We start from the raw sequence: 19,244 nt of genomic DNA on the forward strand, positions 1-19,244 counted from the left end.
CGGCCCGGCAGGCCGCATCCCGCGGCCGCGGCGGCTGCGGCCGCCGCCTTGCTGATCGTTCTGACCGCCTGCAGCGGTGCCGGCGCGCAGGAGGACGCCGCAGCAGACCCGACCGGCACCGCAGGCACCACCGCTCCGGCCGCCCTGCCTTCCGCCGTCGCGCTGCCTGACACCCCGGTGGGACTTCAGGCGCAATGGGTCCTGGACCTGATTAATGCCGAAACGGCGGTGGAAGGCGACGGATTCGAGACAAACTTCGCCGCAGTTATTCTGCAGGAGCTGCCCGCCGGGGAACTGGCGAAAGTTCTGGAGCAGGTGCGTTCGGAGGGACCGTGGACTCCGGCGAAGGTGGACGCAGTCGCCGGGCAGGGCGTTTTCACGCTGAGCGGCAGCACCGGTGAGCTGGTGGACCTGCAGCTGTCCGTTGATGAGGCCAGCCTGATCAACGGTATTTTCTTCGGTCCCGGAACTCCCGCCCGCACACCGGCTGCCGGCTGGGAGGAGTTGAAGTCCAGTGTTTCCGCGCTGCCGGAGGGCACCGGGCTGGCGGTCTTCCGCGTGGCGGACGGTTCCGCCGTTGTGGACATCAATTCAGCGGCAGGCAAGCCGCTGGGCTCGATCTTCAAGCTCTATGTGTTGACCGCGGTCACGGACGCCGTGGCTGCGGGAACCCTGGGCTGGGACAGTCCGCTCACGGTCACCGATGACCTGCGCAGCCTGCCTTCCGGGGACCTTCAGGACGCTCCCGCCGGCACCGCAGTCACTGTCCGCGAAGCGGCCCTGAAGATGATTTCCATCAGCGACAACACGGCCACGGATCTGCTGATCAACGCAGTGGGCCGCGGTGCGGTGGAGCAGGCGCTCTTCGACACGGGCCATTCCGACCCGGACCGCAACCGGCCGTTCCTCACCACCCGGGAGCTGTTCCAGCTTGGCTGGGGCGTGGAGGAGTCACTGCGCGGGCAGTGGGCGGAAGCCGACGTCGAGGGTCGCCGGGCGCTGCTGGAGAACCTCCCGAAGGGGGTGCTGGATATTCCTGCCGAGGCGGTCTCGACGGCGGTCTGGCAGCAGGGCCTGGACTGGTTTGGCACAGCTGATGACGTGATGCGGGTGCATTTGGCCCTGCAGGAGCGGGCCGGGACGGAAGCCGGAGCACCGCTGCGCGAGATTCTTGGTACCAACAACGGTCTGGGACTGGAGGTCGGCGGCGACTGGAGTTACATCGCGTTCAAGGGCGGCAGCGCCCCGGGTGTGATGGCAGGATCCTGGTACCTGGAGCGCAGTGACGGTGAACGGTTTGTCGTGGTGCAGCAGGGAGTCAGCGATAGGCCGGAAGACGTGGCCAATGCCGGGGCTTTTTTTGGTCCGGCGCAGGACGCCGTCACCCTGCTGGCAGCCGAGGCCGGCAAGTGAGCCGGGGCCGGGGCTTACCGACGGCGGCCGGAAGCGCCGGCGGGTGACTTCCGTACTGCTGCGGCCCTGGCAGCAGGCCGACGCCGGAGCCCTGGCGGCCGCTTACCGGGACAGTGCCGATTTGGAGCGGCAATTGCGTGCGGACGCCGCAACAGCCGACGGCGCGGAGCGCATCATCCGGAAGGATCTGGGCTGGGATCCGCAGACCGCGTGCAATCTGGCCATCCTGTGGGACGGCACGGCCGTGGGTAATGCCGGCATCAGCAGCATCGACGTCCGGCACGGCACCGCCTGGACGTACTACTGGCTGGCCGGGGCGGCGCGGGGCAGGGGGCTAGCGGCGCGGGCCGTTGCGACCCTGGCGCACTGGGCGTTCGTCGAACTGCAGCTGCACCGCCTGGAGCTGGGCCACCGGACCAACAACCCGGCGTCCTGCAAGGTGGCGGAATCCGCCGGTTTTGCTGTAGAAGGAATCCAGCGCGAAAAGCTGCGGTACGGCACCGGCCGCTTCGACGTGGAAATCCACGCTCGGCTGGCCACCGACCCGGTTCCGGAGCTGCAGCGGATCGACCTGCAGCTTCCCTGAGCAGGGAGCTGCAGCCCTGCGCCGCGCTGCCCGCGGCAGCGCGCCCTGCGCCCCCAGGACAGCGCGGCAGTACGGGCTAGTGGTTCGCCGTGTTCCGGGCAGCAAGCGCGTTGAAGAGCGAGGCGGCCGTCGCAGCATGTCCAACCGTGACTGTCAGGCTCTTCCCGCCGCAACCGTGTACCCGGAGCGCTTCGCCGTTGCGGAAGATCAGGCCAACGGAACCCGCTCCGCCAACCCGAATCCCCCACCCGAGAAACTCCGCGGGACCGCGCACAGTAATCACCTCGGCAGTTGCCTCCCGGCCGGCCGGAACATGGAACCGCCCCAGGCCGAGCAGCGTGGTGCAGGTCAGCCCGCGGCTATCGACCGTAACAGTCCACCGTCCGGTGACGATCCCGAGCGCCAGAAGGACCGCTCCGGGAACAGCCAGGAACCAGAGCGGCGTAGCCAGCCCGAGGATGAGCAGGGCCAAACCCGGAATGCCTCCGCCCAATAGGCACACCCAGGCGGTGGCTGCGGTGGCCCAGACGGCGCGCTCCCCCGGAGCCAGATCCAGCGCCGGTACCGGAACACCGGCAGAATCCGGTGCTGCCAGCGGCCGGCTGCCGGCGACGACGGCGGCCAGCAGGCCGTAGGCGAGGCTCAGGAGAGCAACAAGTGCCGTCGAGGAACGCGGATCCGGCGCCTGCAGCGGATCGGCAAGGCCCACCTGGCCGCTGAGCATCGCGGGGAGGGCTGCGGCAAGGAAGACGGCGACACCGGACAGAACACCAACGGACAGCCGGCGGCCCCACCCGGCCAACCTGCCGGACCACTTCAGCACCGCCAAGACGAACAACACCGCTGCAGCCGGAACGGCCAGGGACAGCATGCTGAGCCATAAAGGACTGACCGTAGTGACCCCGCCCGTGGACCAGTTCCACTGCTGGGCCACATCCGCGGGAAGCCGTGTGCTCCATCCTGCGACCACTGCGAGCGCACCCAGCAGCACGGCTGCGCTCGGCAGGAAAACCCCCAGCCAGAACCGGGGGTCCGGGTCTTCCGGAATGCGGGGGCCGGAAAGGTGGGTCGTCATACGGCGGTTTCCTTTTCAAGGCGTTGGCGGAAGAGAGCAAGGATCGTTTCGGCGGACAGTCCAAGTCCGGCCAGCTGTGAAGCGGCGTCATCGAGGATGTGCAGCGCGTGGTCCCGGACGGCAGGGGCGGGGGCAATGACAACCGCTCCCCGTCCCCGCCGCAGCTCAATAAGTCCCTGGCTACGCAGGTCCTGGTACGCATGCAGGACGGTATGCAGGCTTACTCCCAGTGACTCCCCGAGAGCTTTCGCGGCGGGCAGCCGTTCGCCGTTGGCGAGCGAGCCGTCCAAGATGCCCTGCCGAACGGCTCCTGCTATTTGCTCGTGGAGCGGCGACTCGTGAGTGGGCGTCAGGCGGATCAGCACTTGATCAGCCTATTGTTATGGGCAAACCATAACAATAGGCTGAGGAGAATTCTCCGCGATTTCCGGCTGACCGGCTAACGCACCATCCGGAGAACGGGAATATCGTGCGCCGTCGGGCTGCCGGCCACCTGCGCACCGTCGGGGCGGAACCCGTTGCGCCGGTAAAAGGCCTGAGCCCGCGGGTTCTCGGCTGCCACCCACAGCTGTGCGGGGCCCTCCCCCGCCACCGCCTCCAGAAGCGCCTGCCCGACGCCAGTGCCGTGGTGCGAAGCCAGGACGTAGAGCATGAACAACTGCCGTTCCCGCACCGGGGGAAAGGCCGGATGTTCCCGTACCGAGGAAGGCCCGGCCATGGCCAGGCCGACCAGCTCCCCGCCGGCCTCCGCCAGCGCGCTGCTTCGCAGCGGGGAGTCCCCGGCTGAGATACGCTCCCACAGCGGAACGAGCGACGCAGCGGTGAAACCGTCCCAGAAACTGCCGTCCACCTGTCCGGTGTACGTTTCCGTCCAGCAGCGGTGGTGCACACCTGCGAGCGCGGGCGCGTCAGCGGCTGTCGGCGTCCTCAGGGTGAAGTTCATGGGCGGAAGCCTACCGGGATCCTCAGGGCCGGGCTTCGGGAGCGCCGGGACCGCTTTCGTCCTCCGGGTCCTGCATCAGGTCCACGGCCAGGGACGCGAGCGCTACAGCGAGGGCCATCCAGTATCGGGGTGCGGGTACGCGGTGCTTCAGCAGCCAGCGTTCCAGCCGCTCGTCCAGGCGAAGTGACAGCATCTGGATGCCGGATACGACAACTCCGGCACCGACGGCAATCAGGGCGCGCACCGCAGGCGGCCGGGCGAAAAGCGGACCCTTTTCCGCCCCGGCGGAACCGCCGTCGCCCACTGTAATCAGGCCGCGCACCGCGAGCGGCTGAACGAAAAGCGAGCCCGGCTCCGCGCCGGAGGAACCGTCGTCGCCGGCTGCGGTGCCGTGCTGGTTCCGGCCGGCCGGCCGGAACAGCACGGCAGCCAGTCCGCCAACAGCGAGGGTCCCCGGGACCACAACAAAGGCACGGCGAAGCTGCGGAGACCAGTCAGCCGGTCGAAGGAGCGTGAAGGCTCCGGAAATTGCGGACACGGTCAGCGACAGGGGCAGGTTCTTCATGCCTCCACGGTACTGGACCCGGTCTCCGGGCCGGCGGACGGCAGCAACGCGACATCCCGGCACACGGACAGCCTGCCGGCGGCAGCTGCCGTCCCGACACTGAGACCAACGAGGGCTCCGAACGGGTCGAACCCGAAGACCGCCCACAACAGTGCGGAGGGCACCGCGAAAAACACAGCCACATGAATCCATTGCCGGCGCACGGGGCGCAGCAGGAGCCCCAGCACCAGGCCCACGGGAATACCTACCAGCAGCGAAAGCCCGCCAAACATGGTCATCGCAAACAGCCACATACCGAAGGGGTTGACCTCAGATCCCGATTGTTTCGGTTCCTGCAGGAGCAGGACCACATACAGCACCGTCCAGGCCGCCAGCCACAGCCCTGCGGCAACGGCCAGCCCTTTAAACAGGCCGTAGTTGCCCAGCACCACCCGGACTTTTCCGGCCGACTCCGTCGGTTGCTCCTGCATTCCGCCCCCCTGCCCTGCACCGAGCCTAGCCGCACCCTGTTCTGCGCTGTCCTGCGCTGTTCTGTGCTGTTCCGTGCTGTTCCGTGCTGTTCCGTGCTGTTCCGCCACCCTCCGCCCCCTCAGCCCCCGCCCGCGGTCATGCTTCCGGCGCGCCGGCCCGCGGCCCGGGATCGTAAAGGGTGCCGCTGCGGAACCGGTCGCTGAAGTTGCCCAGTGCAAATTCGCGCAGGTCGTAATCACCGGTCAAATGTCCGGCGGCGGCCACCTGCAGGGACAGGGACGCCCGGTGCAGCTGCGCACGCGCCACAAGTTCGGCGTCGGCAATGTCCGCGACGGCGGCTGCACCGAACGCACCGACCAGCGGGGCCAGGTCCATGGCCGGATCCCCCAGGCAGGCGTTGTCAAAATCCACCAGACCGGAGATTTCCGAGCCGGCCCAGAGCACGTTGTGCAGACCGAAATCTCCATGCACGACGCCGGGCGGCACCAGTGCTTCCGCCGCCAGGACCTCCGCGACCACCCGGGTTGCCGCTCGGATTTCGCGCGGAGCCAATCCCGCCGTGATTCCCGCGACGACGGCCGGCCAGTTCCCCGCGCCGCACCACTGCCGCACCGGAGGGAGCACGCCTTCGGAGGGCGGAACCGTGGCGGCCAGGGCCGCGAGCACCTGCTGCAACGGAACCCGCACTGTTTCCCAGCGTTCCAGGGGCCGGTGCTCCCCCGGAACAAAGCCGTTGAACTGCGCTGACCAGCCCTCCCCGTGAAATGGTTCACGCAGCACGGCAGGGATTCGGAACGGCAGTGCCGCCGCGGTGAAGGCTGCCAGGTTAGCCGTTTCGGTGCGGGTTCTCTCCGCATGCCCGGTCCCGAACGCCACACGCACGACGGCGGAGTCCCCCAGCACCGCGACGCGGTGGAACGCCCCGCTCCGGAACTCCGCCCTGTTCCAGTCCAGGTCCGGCCAGAGTGACTGCAGCCCGGCCCAAAACTCGGCCACCGGGTCTTTTCCGTCCCCGATGCCGGTGGCAGCGACCGGTTACTCCTGCTCGCCGGTGAGGCTGACCTCAAGCCGGCCGTTCACAACCCTGGTGCGGAAGACAGGCTGCGGAGCAGTTGCCGGCCCGTGCACCACTTCGCCGCTGCGCACGGAGAAGGTGCTGCCGTGCCAGGGACAGACCACGCACAGCTCTCCCTTGGCTTCCTGAAGATGGCCCTCGTGCAGGGGACCGCCCAAATGGGAGCAGGTATCTGCCAGCACGGAGATGTCCGGCGGCAATCCGCCGTCGGCCTGCCGGAGCACCAGCAGGGGAACGCTGCCAAGCGCGGCTGACTTCAGCTGGCCCGGCGGGAAACTCTCCACCGGCCCCAGGGAGTGCCACCCCTCGGGGACTTCCTCCGGCAGGTCCTCGTTGCGGTTGACTCCGGCACCCTGCCGGTAGGAGAGGTGTCCGCCCAGGAACCCTCCAACCCCCGAAATGCCGAGTCCGGTGAAGGCCAGGATCTTACCCCGGCCGTGATGCCCGCCTTTGCGGGCCAGCCACGACCCCAGGAACAAGGCGGTGGCAACCGCGTTGGCGCCCTGGTGCACGACGCCGGTCCGCTGCTGCATGGTGTCGAGCTGGGAAAAGTCGGTGACTCCGGTCAGGGCAGTGGGCACCGCGGTCACCACCCCCAGTCCCACGAGGGTTTGGGCTGCGCGCTGATTGCCGGGCAGCACGTCCAGGACCGCGGCGGAGACCCAGGCTCCCAGCGGCACAATCACCATGAGGGGATGCAGCGGATGTCCCAGCGGCACGCCGTGCAGCGCATCTTTTACCTGCGGCCACGGCAGCGCCTTGCGTACCAGGCGGGACACCGTTCCGGCGGCGGGATCGAGCCAGGCTGCCCTCTCGAGCTTGTCGGCGACGGTGACCAAAGGCAGACGTGGCATGGCGCTCTCCTCAGACGGGCTGCTGGTGCTCACCAGAGTAGCCATGCTCCCGCACAGGCACCACAGTAAAGGCCGCCGCTGCTTCCGGCGCGGAGTCCTTTGGCGGGGCGGGAGCGGAGACGGCCGGCCCGGCCCGGCATACTGGCCACCAGCCGGTATCGGCAAAAGGGCGGTGCGGGTGCTGCCGGAAACAAGCAGTCAGGAGCAGAAATGGGACATGTGGGTTCGTATGTGTGGGAACTGCGCCAAAAAGTGGGCTCCCGACAGCTGCTGCTGCCCGGGGCCCAGGTCCTGGTCCTGCGGGCTGACGGCGCCGCACTCCTGCAGCGCCGGGCCGACAACGGAGTCTGGGAGCTTCCCGCCGGGGCCTGCGAACCCGGCCAGAGCTTCGCCGGAGCCGCTGCTGCCGAGCTGTTCGAAGAGACGGGCATCCGGGCGGATCCCGCCGGGCTGGTGGCCTTCGCGAGTCTTTCCGATCCTCAGCTGCATCAGTTGGAGTATCCCAACGGTGACCGGGTGCATGCGTTCGCCCTGTGCTTCGTTCTGGAGGGGTGGCAAGGAACGGTGAGACCGGAGGAAGCCGAAGTCGACGAGATCGGTTTCTTTCCCCTGACACGGGTTCCGGCGCCCACCCATCCGCCGACGCTCGAAGTGCTCCGGCTGTTTGAGTTGTACCGGCAGACGGGCGCATTCCAGGCCCGGTGAGAGTCAGTAGCGGCTGTGCGGCGGGAGGGCCGGGAGGGTAAGGCAGACTGGGGGCATGACTTCGGGGGACGAGACAACAACCATGTTCCGCACTCGCATGCCGGTCCGGTACCGGCTGATCCTGGGCCTTCTGGGACTGATCAGCGCAGCCGGAACAGTTGCTGCAGCCCTGGACGCGGACCCGGCGGTCCTCTGGGTTGGCGCCTTCATAGTGCTCATTTTCGTGCCCGTCCTGGTGATGACCGCCAGGATTACCGTGGGTGGGAAGGGCATGGAAATCCGGGTGGCCGGAATGTTCTCCACGGAGATTCCCTACCGGGAGATCACCGCCGTCTCCGCCGGGCCGGACACCGGGATCCGGGAGGGCATGGGACTGCGCATCCTTCCGGACGGAACCGGATATCTGGTGGGCGGGCCGTCGGTGCGGATCGACTGCGGTTACACGGCCGTTCTGGTCTCCTGCCGTGAGCCTGAGCGGCTCCTCGCCTGCCTGGCACCGCACGTGAATTCCGTTCCCGGGCGCTAGCGGGAGACACGCACTTAACCGGCGGTGCCGCCCTCCTCCGCAGCGGAGAAGGACGGCACCAGAGCGTTCAGCGGGCCCAGCCGGGATCAGCGGGTGGCGGCGCCGTCGTGCGCACCGCGGGCAGTTCCCGCAGGCGGTGCAGCCGCCGTGCCGGAATCGCCGTCGGCGTCCGCACCCTCGACATGCGGGTGGCGGCGCTCCAGCGACGCGCCCTCCACATCGACGTCGGGCAGGATCTTGTCCAGCCACTTCGGCAGCCACCAGGCTTTGTCGCCGGCCAGGTGCATCAGCGCGGGGATCAGCAGCATGCGCACCACGAAGGCATCCAGGAGGACGCCGAAGGCCAGCGCAAAGCCGATGGGCCGGATCATGGTGCTGTGCGAGAAGATGAAACCGCCAAACACTGCGGCCATAATGATCGCCGCGGCCGTGACCACCGAGCGGCCCGCACGGACGCCCTGGGCGACGGCGAGCCGTGCCGGCGCCCCGTGGGCGTAGGCCTCGCGCATTCCCGAGCCCAGGAAGAGCATGTAGTCCATGGCCAGCCCGAAGAGGATACCCACCAGGATGGTCGGCAGGAAGCTCAGGATCGGGCCGGGGGTCTCCACACCGAAGACGGCGGAGAGCCAGCCCCACTGGTAGATCGCGACCACTCCGCCGAGGGCGGCGAAGTAGGACAGGATGAAGCCGAGCGTGGCAATGACCGGAACAAAGATGGATCGGAAGACCAGGATCAGGATGAGCAGCGAGAGTCCCACCACCACGCCGAGGTAGACCGGCAGCGCGTCGGACAGCTTGTCGGAGATGTCGATGTTTCCGCTGGCGGAGCCGGCTACGCCGATCTCGTACTCACCGTTCAGGGGAGACATATCCCGGAGCGTATGCACGAGGGTCTCGGTGGATTCGCTGGTGGGGCCTTCCTTGGGGATGACCTGGAAGGCGGATACGGTCCAGTCCTCGGAGGATCCGATGGGAGCAACCGCAGCCACGTCCTCCTGGTCGAAGATGGTGCGGGCAATCTCGGCCTGGGCGGCCAGTGATTCCTCTTCTGTGGAGGCATCGGGTACCTCCGCCACCACCAGCAGCGTGCCGTTCTGGCCTTCGCCGAACTTCTCGGAGACGGCAGCGTAGGCCTGGTACTGGCTGGAGTCGTGTGCTTCGGCGGAGCCGTCCGGCAGGTTCTGGCGCAGGTCCAGCGCCGGGATGGCGATCAGCAGCAGACCGGCGATTGCGGCAACCACGGTCAGGACCGCGCGGCCCGTGCCCATGGCCTTGGCCTTTACGGTCTCCGGGCGTCCGGTGCCTGCTGCGGCAGCTTCGGTGTGAGCGTCAAGGGCAGCACGTTCCTTGCGGCTGAGCACGCGCATGCCGGCGATCTTCAGCAGTGCCGGGGTGAGGGTGACGGCGATCAGCACGGCGACGGCAACGCAGGCGGCGCCCACGGTGCCCATCAGGCCCAGGAAGGGGATGCCCGTGATGTTCAGGGCCAGCAGGGCGATGAACACGGTGGCGCCGGCAAAAACCACGGCGTTGCCGGAGGTGCCGTTCGCCAGCGCGATGGATTCCTGCAGGCTGTACCCGGCCTTGAGCTGGCGCCGGTGCCGGTTGACGATGAACAGCGCATAGTCGATCCCCACGGCGAGGCCGAGCATCAGCCCGAGGATGGGGGTGATCGAAGCCATCTCAACGACGCCGGAGAAGGCCAGTGCGCCCAGCGCGCCGATACCGACGCCGATCAGCGCGGTCAGCAGGGGCAGGCCGGCAGCAACCAGGCTGCCGAGCATGACCACCAGGACGACGGCGGCGACCACCAGGCCAACGACCTCGCCGATTCCGAAGAGGTTCGGGACGGCGGCGGAGATGTCGGCGGAGTAGTTCACCTTCACTCCGTCAATCGGCGAGTCTTCAAAGGCTGCCACGAGGGCGTCCTTGGTTTCCTGCGTGATTTCCATCTGGGTTTCGCTGAAGACCACGTTCAGTACAGCGGCGCTGCCGTCTTCGGAGACGGTGCGGATCTCCTTGGCCATCTCCAGCAGCTCGGCACCCTGCTCCGCGGGCAGAGCCTGCGCTTCTAGGTCCTCGGCTCCTGCATCGAGTTCGGCGCGGCCGGCGTCCAGCTGTGCCTGCCGGGCATCCAGCTCAGCGAGCATCTGGGCCGGCGCTCCGGCAGCCTCAGCCTGCGCGCGGGCCTCATCCAACTGGGCCTGGCCGGCGTCGAGCTGGGCCCGGGCCTCCTCCAGCTGGGCGCGGCCGGCGTCAATCTGTGCCTGGCCTTCGGCCAGCTGCTGTGCCTGCGCAGCCCGCTCTGCCTCGGTGGCAAACGGGTCGACGACGGCTTCCACGCCGTCGAGCTCCGCGGCCTTGGTGACCAGCGCGGAGATTTCCTGCTGCTGCTCGGGCGTGAAGCTCGAGCCGTCCTCGGTCTGGACTATGACTGACCCCGACCCGCCGGAGGCCTGCGGGAGTTTCTCCTGCAGGCGCTCGGTGACCTGGGTGGTGGGGGTATCCGGGATGGAGAACGCGGTTGCGAGCGTGCCGCCGAAGAGCGCGAAGGCTCCTCCACAAAGCACGAGCACTGCGATCCAGGCCGCAAGCACGGTGCGCGCCCTGCGCGCAGCCGCCCGACCTAGTCGGTAGAGGAATTCAGCCATGAGAGTCCTAACAGGGGGTGGGGAGGGAAATTTAAGGTGGCGGAGCTAGGCGGTATCCCGGGCGGGAAGTTCGGCGCAGTGTCCGTACCGGACGGCTTCAATCAGCCTCTCCAGCTGGCGGGACCAGACCTGCCGGGACTCGGGCGTGTCCACGGCGCCCGTTTCGGCGGCCCAGTGGTGGTAGAGGACCCCGACGCCGCCGGCGAGGGAGCCGACCAGCAGGTGCAGGTCCAGCTTGTCGGCGTCCGGGCGGCGGAGGAGGATGGCGGCGAGCAGGAGGTTGCTCACTTCGGTGAACACCCGCAGCGTCATCAGCGCCTGTCGGGGCGACGGCTGCGCGGCGGGGCGGCCAAGCACCCGGGTCAGGTAGGCCAGCGGCGCAACGAGGTCCGCCGCGCGGAGCACAGCCGCCATTTCGTCCATCATCGAGGCATTCGTGCCGTCACCGACGGGAACGTCCGCCAGTCCTTCTATGACGGATCCGAGGGCGTCACTGCACACTTCGACAACCACGTCGTCCAGGGAGGAGAAGTGGTTGAAGACGGTACGGCGTGAAACGTCTGCCCGTTCGGCCAGCTCCTCGACGGTGAAGTCGGTGCCGGACCGTTCGTCCATCAGCGCGGCTGCGGCATCCACGATGGCCTGCCGGTGGCGGTTTTTGAGGGCAGCGCGTCGGTCGGTGGCGGGTTCTGGAAGCACACTCCTACACTAAGTGCACTGATGCACTTAGTGCAATTTGGTTTCCGGTCCGTCCGGAAGCAGGACGGTAAAGACGGACCCCTCCCCCAGGCTGCTGCGGAATGTCAGGCTCCCGCCGTGCAGTTCCACAATGTTCTTCGTAATGGCCAGGCCCAGGCCGGCCCCCGGCACGGCGGCAGTAAGCGCGCTGCGGGAGCGGAAGAACTTGGTGAAGACCTTTTCCTGCTCCTCGGGCGACATTCCCCTGCCGGTATCCTCCACTTCCAGCAGGAGAGTCAGCCCGTCGCGCCGCAGCCGGACCTTTATGGTCCCGCCGTCGGGCGAATACTTCACCGCGTTGGACAACAGGTTCTCAACCACCTCCCCCATCCGCCGGGGGTCCACCTCTGCGGGAGCGGAATCGGGAACATCAAGGGAGATCTTCACGCCGCCGGCAGCCGCGCGCGGAGCAGCGGAGAGAACGCCCGCGCGCACAATCGCCGCCACATCAACATTCTTCCGTTCCAGTTTCTTGGTTCCCGACGCCACGGACAGCAGATCGGACACCAGCCCCAAGAGACGTTCGGCGTTACGCATTGCCACGGAGAGCGAGGCGCTCACGTGCTCCGGCAGGTCGTCAGTGTCCAGGGCCAGGTCAAGGTAGCCCAGGATGGAGGTCAGCGGCGTGCGCAGTTCGTGGGATACGTTCGCCACGAACTCATCCTGCGCTGCGACGGCACGCACGAGCCGGGTGACGTCGGAAAAGGACAGGACAGAGCCGGAGACTCCGCGCGCTCCGCCCACCGGCCGGGCCGAGACGCTCACCGCCATCTGGTGCTCTCCCGTCCCAATCCACAACACTTCATCCGTGAAGGTTTCGCCGGCGGCTGCGCGCGGGATTGGCAGTTTCTCCGGCGGCAGGGGCGTGACGCGGTCCGCACCGAATGCGGCCAGCGCGTCCAAGTTTCCCGGTCCGCCGGCAATCCGCTGCCAACTGCCGGCCAGATGCGAGTTCATCAGAATCGTGGTGCCCTCTCCGTCCACGACCAACAGCCCGACGTCGGCGGTGTTGAGCACCGTTTCCAGCAGTGCCTCCCGTTCCCGGCTCAGCAGGAGGTTCTCCTGCAGGATCCGGTCCTTGGCCTCCAGCGCGTGCTGCTTCTGCCGCAGCCGCTCCTCCGCTGCGGCCCGGGCAGCTTCTGCCGCCTCAGCTTTGCGCAGGGCAGCGGTCAGCTCGCGTTCGAACCGGGTGCGCTTGGGTGCACTGAAAAACGTGAGGCGGTCGAGGCAGGCGCCCTCGCCGTCCGCTGTGCTGTCCCGGGTGCTGTCCCGGACGCCGGACACCAGCATCGGAAGAAGATCACCGCCGGCGCCGGTGAGGGTAAGGGCCATTTCGTCGAAGCAGCCGGTCACTCCCAGCTGCACCATCGCGAATGATGTGTAGAGCACCCGGTCGGCCGCGGGCATCAGTTCGAGCAGGCTTGTACCGATGATCTCTTTACGGGAGAGCTGAAGCCAGCGGGCCAGGGTCTCGTTGACGTCCAGGACGGTGCCGTCCGTCCCGGTGACGAGATAACCCGACGGCGCGGCGTGGAAGTGCGCCGCATAGTCCTGCGTGCCGGCTGGCCGGGTGCCGCCGTTGTCCGGGGTATCGTGACTGTGCATTTCAGGGAAGGACATGGGTGGAGCGGAACAGGTAGTGAAGAACGGCCTCGGCGGTTTCCCGGGGTGCACTGACGTGGGGCATGTTGCCTTTGGCATTGAGGTGGACGAGTACGCTGCTGGCCAGGTTCTCGTGGAGGTAGCGGGAGGCGGCGGCCGGGGTCAGCGGATCTCCCGGTGTTTGCAGCAGCAGGACGGGGATCTGCACCGCGGGCAGCAAATGGCGGATATCGGTTTCCAGGGACAACTGCAGGAAGTCCCGGACATACTCCGGATGGAGCCGGCAGATTGCGGCGGTGAGCTCTTCGGCCAGGACCGATCCGGGCGCCTGTCCCGTCATGGGCGGTGCCATGGCCGCCGCCCACAGCGGAAAGTTCAGGGTGACAGCTTCGAGGATTTTCTCAATGTCTCCGGCTGACAGGCCGCCGGCGTACCTGTCACCCGGTATGTTGCGGTAACACGCGGAAGCTCCAATGAGCGCCAGCCGCGTGATCCTGGCGTTGCCGGCGGCCGCGGCCGCGATGCCCATCATCCCCGCCACTGTGTGGCCCACCAGCGTGACCTCCCGCAGGTCCAGGGCGTCCAAGATGCCGGTCAAATCTTCCAAGTAGCCGTCCAGGGACGAGTATTTTTCGGCTGAATACGCGGATATATCTGCACCTCCGGTCCCCGCATGATCGAAGAGGACAAGCCGGCACTCCTGCAGAAACGGGAGAATCCGGTGCCACACCACTTGATCGCACCCGAATCCCTGGGCCAGCATCAGTACCGGACCGTCGGACGGGCCCACGAGGCGGACATTGTTTCTGGCCAGGATATTGTCGCGCTCCACGGCCTTCAGTTGCCGGATCCGGTTGCGGTGCCGCGGCGGCTCGCGCCCGGAACTGCCGGGATACGGAAAAGAGGGAAAAGGGAAGGTGAATAAGCACTGTAGAACATAAGGGAGACCTTTGGTGCAGAGAAAGGACGAACAGGCATTTACCGGTTCCGGCGGAACGAAGGCTACGGCGTTGTGCGGCTCCAATCGAAATCTAACAGAAAAGGAACCAGCCGGAAGACAGGGCTGCTGCTCCGGAGACTTCCCGCAGAAGCTTTTCCTGCTTTCCGGTGCAGATGAATGTCAGGCTTACGCGTCCTATCAGGGACGACGCACCTGACCTGATGAATTCGCGGAAGCCGGAAGTCCCGGCAAGAATGCATTTGGGTGATTAACGGCACCTCTTTCCCTCCGGGCAGCGGTGCCTGGGAATAAAAGTCCGCAGATAGAGCACGGAATGGCAGCGGGGACCGGTGTCGAACCGTGCCGCCCTTTCGGCGGAGCAGTTCCAGTCCGAGAAGAAAGATATCCGCGGATTTGGCGTGCGCTGCCCGCATCACCTGTGCAAGGGTGGGAAGAAGCAGAAGGCCCACCCCTGACGGGTGAGTCTTGCCACCGGCGTCCGCCGACGTCCGCCATCGACAGGAGCAGCACATGAGTGACCAGGACCAGAGCGTCAACCCCGGCTCCGATGCAATGACCAACAATCTTGCCGGGACACGGGACGAGTTCAATGACGAAGTGACAGCCCGCCTTGTCGAGGAAGCCAAGTCCGAGGAACGCGAGGAAGAGCGCGAGGAGCAGCCGGCCCTGAAGGTGGACGAGGACAGCCCGGCCTCCGACGCCGAGGCCTCCTCCTAACACCCCCGCGGAAAACCGCTTCCCGGAAAGCAGTCCCGGCCGAATACTTGCTAAGCGCACTGTCCTTTTGGGCCCGGCCTTCTTATTCTGGGATTAACCGAAGCGGGTTAATTCCCAAGCGAAGGAGACTCCCATGAGCACCAGCGCAGGAGCAGCCGGCCAGCCGGCCCGCAGGCCAAACCGGGGGGCCGCAGGGCAGCCCGGACAACGGGCTGACAATACCGGCGGACGTGACGGCACGGAGAGCCGTGAGCAGATTGTCGGCCGGGAGAAGGACCAGTTCGGCGGGGTGAAGATTGGTTCGGCGTTTTTTGGCTGGCTCGCCGCCGCGGGAACCACGGTTCTCCTGAGTGCGATTGCCACCGCCTTTGGTGCCGCCCTCATCGCCAATAACGTGGACGTGGCCGGGGAGGCCACGGCGAATCCGGAAGGTGCCGGCATTACGGGCGTCATCATCCTGATGGTGATCCTTTTTGTCGCCTATTTCTGCGGCGGGTACGTAGCAGGACGAATGGCCCGGTTCAACGGAGTCAAGCAGGGTGTTGCCGTGTGGGCCTGGGGTATTGTCATCGCCGTCGTGCTGGCGCTCATCGGTGCCATCGCCGGCAGCCAGCTGAACATCAATGCACAGCTCAACACCTATCCGCAGCTTTCCGGGGACAATACCGCGGCTGCCATCATTTCCGCCGTCATTGCTGCGCTGGTGGCACTCGGCGGTGCCATTTTGGGAGGGCTGGCAGGCATGCGCTTCCACCGGCGTGTTGATAAGGCCGGGCTCGGCACCTAACCGGCATGCGCACCCCTTCGAACCTGCACCGCACTCGGCCCCCGGCTGCCCTCCCGGCGGTCAGGCGCCCGTGAAGGCACGCTCCCTCCCGCCCTGGGTGAGGCGGACCGGCATCGAGGTTGCCGGGTGGATGCTGATCGTCCTCGGACTGGCAGCTCTTGTCCTGCCCGGCCCGGGGCTCCTGGCCCTCGTTGCCGGGCTGGCGGTGCTCTCGCTTCGCTACCGGTGGGCCAGCCGCTTTCTGCGCCCTGTTCGAGCCAAAGCCTTTGAAACGGCAGAAAAAGGCGTGGAGACCTGGCCGCGCATCAGCGCCAGCGTGATCGGAGCGCTCTCCCTCATGGCGGTCGGAATTGTCTGGGGAGTCTGGGCCAGGACGCCGGACTGGTGGCCCTACAGCGACGCACTGTGGCTGCCCGGCGGCTGGGGTACCGGAGCCGGACTGATCATCTCAGGGCTGATTGCCTTGGGCATGATTGTTTACAGCTGCCGCAAATTCAGGGGGAAGGCCAGCCGAGCTCCGCAAAGAGAGCCGGATCCCCGGTAAGACGATTCAGTCTGATCAGGCGCTCTGGCCGGACCTCAGGACGGCATTGAGCGACTGCAGCGCCGAAGCGGCAGCATCCAGTGCCCTGCCTTCTTCGTCACTCAACCCGGCGAGACCGCTCCGAATCGGCCCGGCCCAGGCATCTTCGATCGCTTCATCCTGGGCCAGCGCTTCGTCGGTTGGAACCAGCCGGCTGATCCGCCGGTCGGCGGGACTGCTTTCCCTCGTGACGAGACCGCGCTCCGTCAGGACGCGGACGGCGGCACTTGTGTTGCTCTGCTTAAGAGCCATGCGCCGCGAGAGTTCAGTGACCGTCAACCCGGGTGCCTCCAGAATGTGCTTCAGCACCGCCAGTTCTGTCGAGGCCAGCGGATCGATGCCCGTGACGTCGGGGATGCGCCGGTGAATGGTCCAGGCAAGGTCGCGAAGCAGCACGGCCACTTCACGCTGTCGGGCCGCGGTATCGCTCTCATCCTTCATGGGCTCATCCTAACGCATATGTTGACATATATATGTTGGCATATGTATAGTGGACGGCTCCCGAACCGTCTAGGAAAGTTCCCATGCCCGATTCCACCGCCACTCCCCCTTCCATCGTGCGCCGCACCAGCGGACAACTCATCCTCCTCCTGGCCCTGCTGACCGCCGTCGGCCCCCTGTCCATCGACCTCTATTTGCCGGCCTTTCCGGGGATGGCAGGAGACCTCAATACCACCGCCGCAGGGATCCAGCTCACCATGACCACCTTCCTGGTGGGCCTGGGCCTGGGGCAGCTGTTCATCGGACCGCTGTCGGACGGTATCGGCCGCCGTAAACCTTTGCTGATCGGCACCTTTGTCTGTGCCGCAGCCAGCGCCATCTGTGCAGTTGCCCCCACCGTTGAGATTCTCGCCTCGGCGCGCTTCCTCCAGGGGCTCGGCGGCGCCGCCGGCGTCGTTCTTGCCCGCGCCATTGTTTCGGACACCGCCCGCGGCGCCGCAGCTGCCAAGCTGCTGGGCGTTCTGACCATCATTTGTGTCATTGCCCCGGTCATCGCGCCGCTGGCCGGCGGCGCAATCATCGCGGCTGCCGGCTGGCGCGCTGTGTTCTGGATCCTGGCCGTGCTTGTACTGGTCCTCTTCATGTGGGGCATTTTCGGCGCCAAAGAAACCATGGCGCCGGAAGACCGCAACCACGGAGGCATCAAGACCACGCTGCACGTGGCCAAAGAAGTCCTGAGCAACCGGAACTACACCGGCTATCTGCTGACCTTCTGCTTTGCCTTCGCCGGACTGTTCGCTTACATCTCCGCGTCTCCGTTTGTCATCCAAAACATCATGGGACTATCCGAAACCCGGTTCTCGCTGATTTTTGCGATGAACGCCCTGTGCATCACCATCGTGAGCGTCATCGCTGCGGCGCTCGCGGGCAAGGTCTCCTACCGCCGAATGATTGCCATCGGCTTGGTTGTCGCCGTGCTGGCCGCCGCCGGACTGCTCATTTTTGCCCTCAACGACACCCCGATGGTTCCCATGCTGGTCCTGTTCGCCGTGTTCCAGGGCTCGCTCGGGTTCATCTTCGGCAACGCCACGGCACTGGCCCTCGATGAAGCCGGCCACCACGCCGGTACGGGTTCCGCCTTCCTGGGATGCCTGCAGTACGTGCTGGCGGCCGCCGTCGCACCGATCGTCGGCCTGGGCGGAGAGGACACTGCCGTCCCCATGGGCATAGCCATGGTTGTCTTTGCGGTCCTGGCAGCGGTTTCCTACCTGACGCTGACTCGTAAACCCACGGCCGCTCCCGCCGGCGCGGAGCAGGACAACCACTTGTGTGAAGAGACCCCGCAGCCGGTTTCCCGCGCCTAGCAGCAGCCGGCATAACCGGGAAATATCCGCGCCTCAGACGCGGCCGCACCGCAGAAGCACCCCCGGCTCCGGTGCCTCACCCGAGCCGTTTCTGCGCATCGCCGCTAGGCGCACAAAGCGCAGGTGCATGGATGCACAGGCTGTATGCCGACCGCTCTTCCGAGACTGAAGCTGGTCGCTTCAAAGAGCAGGTCCAGGAACTCGGGAACAGTGCCCGCCCGCGGGCAGTAACGCGAAGATGCGAGGATCGGAGGAAGGGGGTAGACCCGGTCCACGTCGAGGTCCCGGAAGTCCAGTGCCATATCGGCGGCCAGCGCCTTGGACAGCATGTCTTCGGCGGCCGGACTCATGGTCCTCCGGTTGGAAACGCGGTCAATTTTGGGGTGGATCCGGGTGCCCCATGCGTCCAGGTGGACGCGCAGCACGAATTCCAGCGCCAGCATGTCCACTTCATGCAGCGACGGGCCGTCCGTCCACGACACATCGATGGTTGCAATGTCATAAGCAACCATCGGCACCGCTTGGAACTGTACGCCGGGAAAGGCCTCCGCCAGGAAGGCGCGAAGGTGCTCCGCGACGTCACATGGCCACGGGTGTTCCATCATGTGCCCTTCCCTGACCGCGGTCGATCATTGGGACAGGTGCGGTCCCGGGCCGGCCTTGGCCGCCCGGACTATCATTTGTCGCGGTCTGCAACGGGATTGTCGCCGCCCACAACGGATCAGACTCTATGTCCATCGGAGTACCCTCCGCCAGAGTGCAGACGGGGTTAATTTTGCTCCCGTCCCACGGCGCCCCGGGGCGCCCCCTGTTCTCCACCTAATACCCGAAATTCCTGCAGGTGCAACTAATAACTCGGTTTCCGAAGGGTTTTACCGGGACCTCTGGTATTCACGGCGTGTCTGCTGGAAGTATATGAGCCTGACGGCATCACCCAGACGTCGGAAGAAAATCAGCATCCACACCGCACCTTCTACAGTCTTCACCTTCACGGGGGCAGCCTTCCAGATCCCCACGCTGCAGAGGCTGCCGATACATGAACTTTTCCCCCCAAACACCCAGTCTTCCCGCTTCCGCCGCAGCAGATTCCACCGGCGGTTCGCGGCAGCGAGGGCAGCACAGTACTTCGGTTTTCACTTCTTCATGGCCGGATGTCATCGGCCGGCCTGACCCCAACGGGAGGGACC

The 19,244-nt window shown here is 66.5% G+C and carries 21 protein-coding genes; 8 read left to right on the top strand and 13 right to left on the bottom strand.

The annotated features are described in order from the left end of the window. Positions 1 to 48: 48 nt before the first annotated feature. Together WKB88_RS10110 and WKB88_RS10115 are read left to right on the top strand one after the other, a co-directional pair. Positions 49 to 1,413 (top strand): Cpe/LpqF family protein, encoded by a 1,365-nt coding sequence (locus tag WKB88_RS10110; RefSeq protein WP_341394440.1) that lies wholly within the window; start codon positions 49 to 51, stop codon positions 1,411 to 1,413. Positions 1,414 to 1,456: 43 nt separating this feature from the next. Beyond that, positions 1,457 to 1,999 (top strand): GNAT family N-acetyltransferase, encoded by a 543-nt coding sequence (locus tag WKB88_RS10115; protein WP_341394441.1) that lies wholly within the window; start codon positions 1,457 to 1,459, stop codon positions 1,997 to 1,999. A gap of 76 nt (positions 2,000 to 2,075) precedes the next feature. Here the strand turns inward: WKB88_RS10115 and WKB88_RS10120 are convergent, their stop codons facing one another. The 7 genes from WKB88_RS10120 to WKB88_RS10150 all read right to left on the bottom strand — a co-directional run bounded on the left by WKB88_RS10120 (position 2,076) and on the right by WKB88_RS10150 (position 6,982). Beyond that, complete coding sequence (locus WKB88_RS10120; protein ID WP_341394442.1) at positions 2,076 to 3,074, bottom strand: hypothetical protein; 999 nt, start codon at positions 3,072 to 3,074, stop codon at positions 2,076 to 2,078. Continuing rightward, on the bottom strand, positions 3,071 to 3,439 hold the full coding sequence (locus WKB88_RS10125) for a GntR family transcriptional regulator (RefSeq protein WP_341394443.1): 369 nt from the start codon (positions 3,437 to 3,439) through the stop codon (positions 3,071 to 3,073). Before WKB88_RS10125 ends, WKB88_RS10120 begins: the two co-directional genes overlap by 4 nt. Positions 3,440 to 3,513: 74 nt before the next feature. Continuing rightward, complete coding sequence (locus WKB88_RS10130; RefSeq protein WP_341394444.1) at positions 3,514 to 4,017, bottom strand: GNAT family N-acetyltransferase; 504 nt, start codon at positions 4,015 to 4,017, stop codon at positions 3,514 to 3,516. Positions 4,018 to 4,039: 22 nt separating this feature from the next. Further along, a complete protein-coding gene (locus WKB88_RS10135) occupies positions 4,040 to 4,582 on the bottom strand; it encodes a hypothetical protein (RefSeq protein WP_341394445.1) in 543 nt (180 codons plus the stop codon). Further along, a complete protein-coding gene (locus WKB88_RS10140) occupies positions 4,579 to 5,052 on the bottom strand; it encodes a hypothetical protein (RefSeq protein ID WP_341394446.1) in 474 nt (157 codons plus the stop codon). Before WKB88_RS10140 ends, WKB88_RS10135 begins: the two co-directional genes overlap by 4 nt. A gap of 136 nt (positions 5,053 to 5,188) precedes the next feature. Further along, a complete protein-coding gene (locus WKB88_RS10145) occupies positions 5,189 to 6,049 on the bottom strand; it encodes a phosphotransferase family protein (RefSeq protein ID WP_341394447.1) in 861 nt (286 codons plus the stop codon). 39 nt (positions 6,050 to 6,088) lie between these two features. Next, positions 6,089 to 6,982, bottom strand: a complete 894-nt coding sequence (locus WKB88_RS10150) for a Rieske 2Fe-2S domain-containing protein (protein ID WP_341394448.1) — start codon at positions 6,980 to 6,982, stop codon at positions 6,089 to 6,091. A 210-nt stretch (positions 6,983 to 7,192) separates the two neighbouring features. Between WKB88_RS10150 and WKB88_RS10155 the strand changes: the two genes are divergently transcribed. Both WKB88_RS10155 and WKB88_RS10160 read left to right on the top strand, forming a co-directional pair. Further along, positions 7,193 to 7,687, top strand: a complete 495-nt coding sequence (locus tag WKB88_RS10155; RefSeq protein ID WP_341394449.1) for an NUDIX domain-containing protein — start codon at positions 7,193 to 7,195, stop codon at positions 7,685 to 7,687. Positions 7,688 to 7,742: 55 nt separating this feature from the next. Then, positions 7,743 to 8,213: a hypothetical protein gene (locus WKB88_RS10160; RefSeq protein ID WP_341394450.1), complete on the top strand. Its 471-nt coding sequence runs from the start codon at positions 7,743 to 7,745 to the stop codon at positions 8,211 to 8,213. Between the two features lie 86 nt (positions 8,214 to 8,299). Here WKB88_RS10160 and WKB88_RS10165 read toward each other — a convergent pair whose 3' ends face one another. The 4 genes from WKB88_RS10165 to WKB88_RS10180 are packed head-to-tail and all read right to left on the bottom strand — an operon-like array spanning position 8,300 to position 14,036. Beyond that, the gene (locus WKB88_RS10165; RefSeq protein ID WP_341394451.1) at positions 8,300 to 10,864 is read right to left on the bottom strand and encodes an MMPL family transporter; all 2,565 of its coding nucleotides are present in this window, start codon (positions 10,862 to 10,864) and stop codon (positions 8,300 to 8,302) included. 45 nt (positions 10,865 to 10,909) lie between these two features. After that, positions 10,910 to 11,563 carry a TetR/AcrR family transcriptional regulator gene (locus tag WKB88_RS10170; RefSeq protein ID WP_341394452.1) on the bottom strand — a complete coding sequence of 218 codons (654 nt, stop codon included), beginning with the start codon at positions 11,561 to 11,563 and terminating at the stop codon, positions 10,910 to 10,912. Positions 11,564 to 11,590: 27 nt separating this feature from the next. Then, positions 11,591 to 13,222 carry a PAS domain-containing sensor histidine kinase gene (locus tag WKB88_RS10175; protein WP_341394453.1) on the bottom strand — a complete coding sequence of 544 codons (1,632 nt, stop codon included), beginning with the start codon at positions 13,220 to 13,222 and terminating at the stop codon, positions 11,591 to 11,593. Next, entirely contained in the window at positions 13,209 to 14,036 is an 828-nt protein-coding gene (locus tag WKB88_RS10180) for an alpha/beta fold hydrolase (RefSeq protein WP_341394454.1), read from the bottom strand. Before WKB88_RS10180 ends, WKB88_RS10175 begins: the two co-directional genes overlap by 14 nt. A 639-nt stretch (positions 14,037 to 14,675) precedes the next feature. Between WKB88_RS10180 and WKB88_RS10185 the strand changes: the two genes are divergently transcribed. The 3 genes from WKB88_RS10185 (at position 14,676) to WKB88_RS10195 (ending at position 16,213) form a co-directional block, all read left to right on the top strand. Next, the gene (locus tag WKB88_RS10185) at positions 14,676 to 14,882 is read left to right on the top strand and encodes a hypothetical protein (RefSeq protein ID WP_341394455.1); all 207 of its coding nucleotides are present in this window, start codon (positions 14,676 to 14,678) and stop codon (positions 14,880 to 14,882) included. 133 nt (positions 14,883 to 15,015) lie between these two features. Further along, entirely contained in the window at positions 15,016 to 15,669 is a 654-nt protein-coding gene (locus tag WKB88_RS10190; RefSeq protein WP_341394456.1) for a hypothetical protein, read from the top strand. 70 nt (positions 15,670 to 15,739) lie between these two features. Beyond that, complete coding sequence (locus WKB88_RS10195) at positions 15,740 to 16,213, top strand: PGPGW domain-containing protein (RefSeq protein WP_341394457.1); 474 nt, start codon at positions 15,740 to 15,742, stop codon at positions 16,211 to 16,213. A 15-nt stretch (positions 16,214 to 16,228) separates the two neighbouring features. Here the strand turns inward: WKB88_RS10195 and WKB88_RS10200 are convergent, their stop codons facing one another. Continuing rightward, entirely contained in the window at positions 16,229 to 16,693 is a 465-nt protein-coding gene (locus tag WKB88_RS10200; protein WP_341394458.1) for a MarR family winged helix-turn-helix transcriptional regulator, read from the bottom strand. A gap of 83 nt (positions 16,694 to 16,776) precedes the next feature. Here WKB88_RS10200 and WKB88_RS10205 point away from each other — a divergent pair, with 83 nt between their 5' ends. After that, positions 16,777 to 18,057: a multidrug effflux MFS transporter gene (locus WKB88_RS10205; RefSeq protein ID WP_341394459.1), complete on the top strand. Its 1,281-nt coding sequence runs from the start codon at positions 16,777 to 16,779 to the stop codon at positions 18,055 to 18,057. A gap of 104 nt (positions 18,058 to 18,161) precedes the next feature. Here WKB88_RS10205 and WKB88_RS10210 read toward each other — a convergent pair whose 3' ends face one another. Then, positions 18,162 to 18,662: a hypothetical protein gene (locus WKB88_RS10210; RefSeq protein ID WP_341394460.1), complete on the bottom strand. Its 501-nt coding sequence runs from the start codon at positions 18,660 to 18,662 to the stop codon at positions 18,162 to 18,164. Between the last annotated feature and the right edge of the window lie 582 nt (positions 18,663 to 19,244).

Origin of the sequence: Arthrobacter sp. G119Y2 (assembly GCF_038069765.1) — a bacterium.
Taxonomy (GTDB): Bacteria; Actinomycetota; Actinomycetes; order Actinomycetales; family Micrococcaceae; genus Arthrobacter_B.

Coding starts and splice junctions, on each gene's coding strand:
- WKB88_RS10155 (WP_341394449.1), top strand. CDS start 7,193: ATGGGACATGTGGGTTCGTATGTGTGGGAACTGCGCCAAAAAGTGGGC.
- WKB88_RS10175 (WP_341394453.1), bottom strand. CDS start 13,222: ATGTCCTTCCCTGAAATGCACAGTCACGATACCCCGGACAACGGCGGC.
- WKB88_RS10160 (WP_341394450.1), top strand. CDS start 7,743: ATGACTTCGGGGGACGAGACAACAACCATGTTCCGCACTCGCATGCCG.
- WKB88_RS10210 (WP_341394460.1), bottom strand. CDS start 18,662: ATGATGGAACACCCGTGGCCATGTGACGTCGCGGAGCACCTTCGCGCC.
- WKB88_RS10205 (WP_341394459.1), top strand. CDS start 16,777: ATGCCCGATTCCACCGCCACTCCCCCTTCCATCGTGCGCCGCACCAGC.
- WKB88_RS10135 (WP_341394445.1), bottom strand. CDS start 4,582: ATGAAGAACCTGCCCCTGTCGCTGACCGTGTCCGCAATTTCCGGAGCC.
- WKB88_RS10165 (WP_341394451.1), bottom strand. CDS start 10,864: ATGGCTGAATTCCTCTACCGACTAGGTCGGGCGGCTGCGCGCAGGGCG.
- WKB88_RS10130 (WP_341394444.1), bottom strand. CDS start 4,017: ATGAACTTCACCCTGAGGACGCCGACAGCCGCTGACGCGCCCGCGCTC.
- WKB88_RS10140 (WP_341394446.1), bottom strand. CDS start 5,052: ATGCAGGAGCAACCGACGGAGTCGGCCGGAAAAGTCCGGGTGGTGCTG.
- WKB88_RS10120 (WP_341394442.1), bottom strand. CDS start 3,074: ATGACGACCCACCTTTCCGGCCCCCGCATTCCGGAAGACCCGGACCCC.
- WKB88_RS10200 (WP_341394458.1), bottom strand. CDS start 16,693: ATGAAGGATGAGAGCGATACCGCGGCCCGACAGCGTGAAGTGGCCGTG.
- WKB88_RS10150 (WP_341394448.1), bottom strand. CDS start 6,982: ATGCCACGTCTGCCTTTGGTCACCGTCGCCGACAAGCTCGAGAGGGCA.
- WKB88_RS10185 (WP_341394455.1), top strand. CDS start 14,676: ATGAGTGACCAGGACCAGAGCGTCAACCCCGGCTCCGATGCAATGACC.
- WKB88_RS10190 (WP_341394456.1), top strand. CDS start 15,016: ATGAGCACCAGCGCAGGAGCAGCCGGCCAGCCGGCCCGCAGGCCAAAC.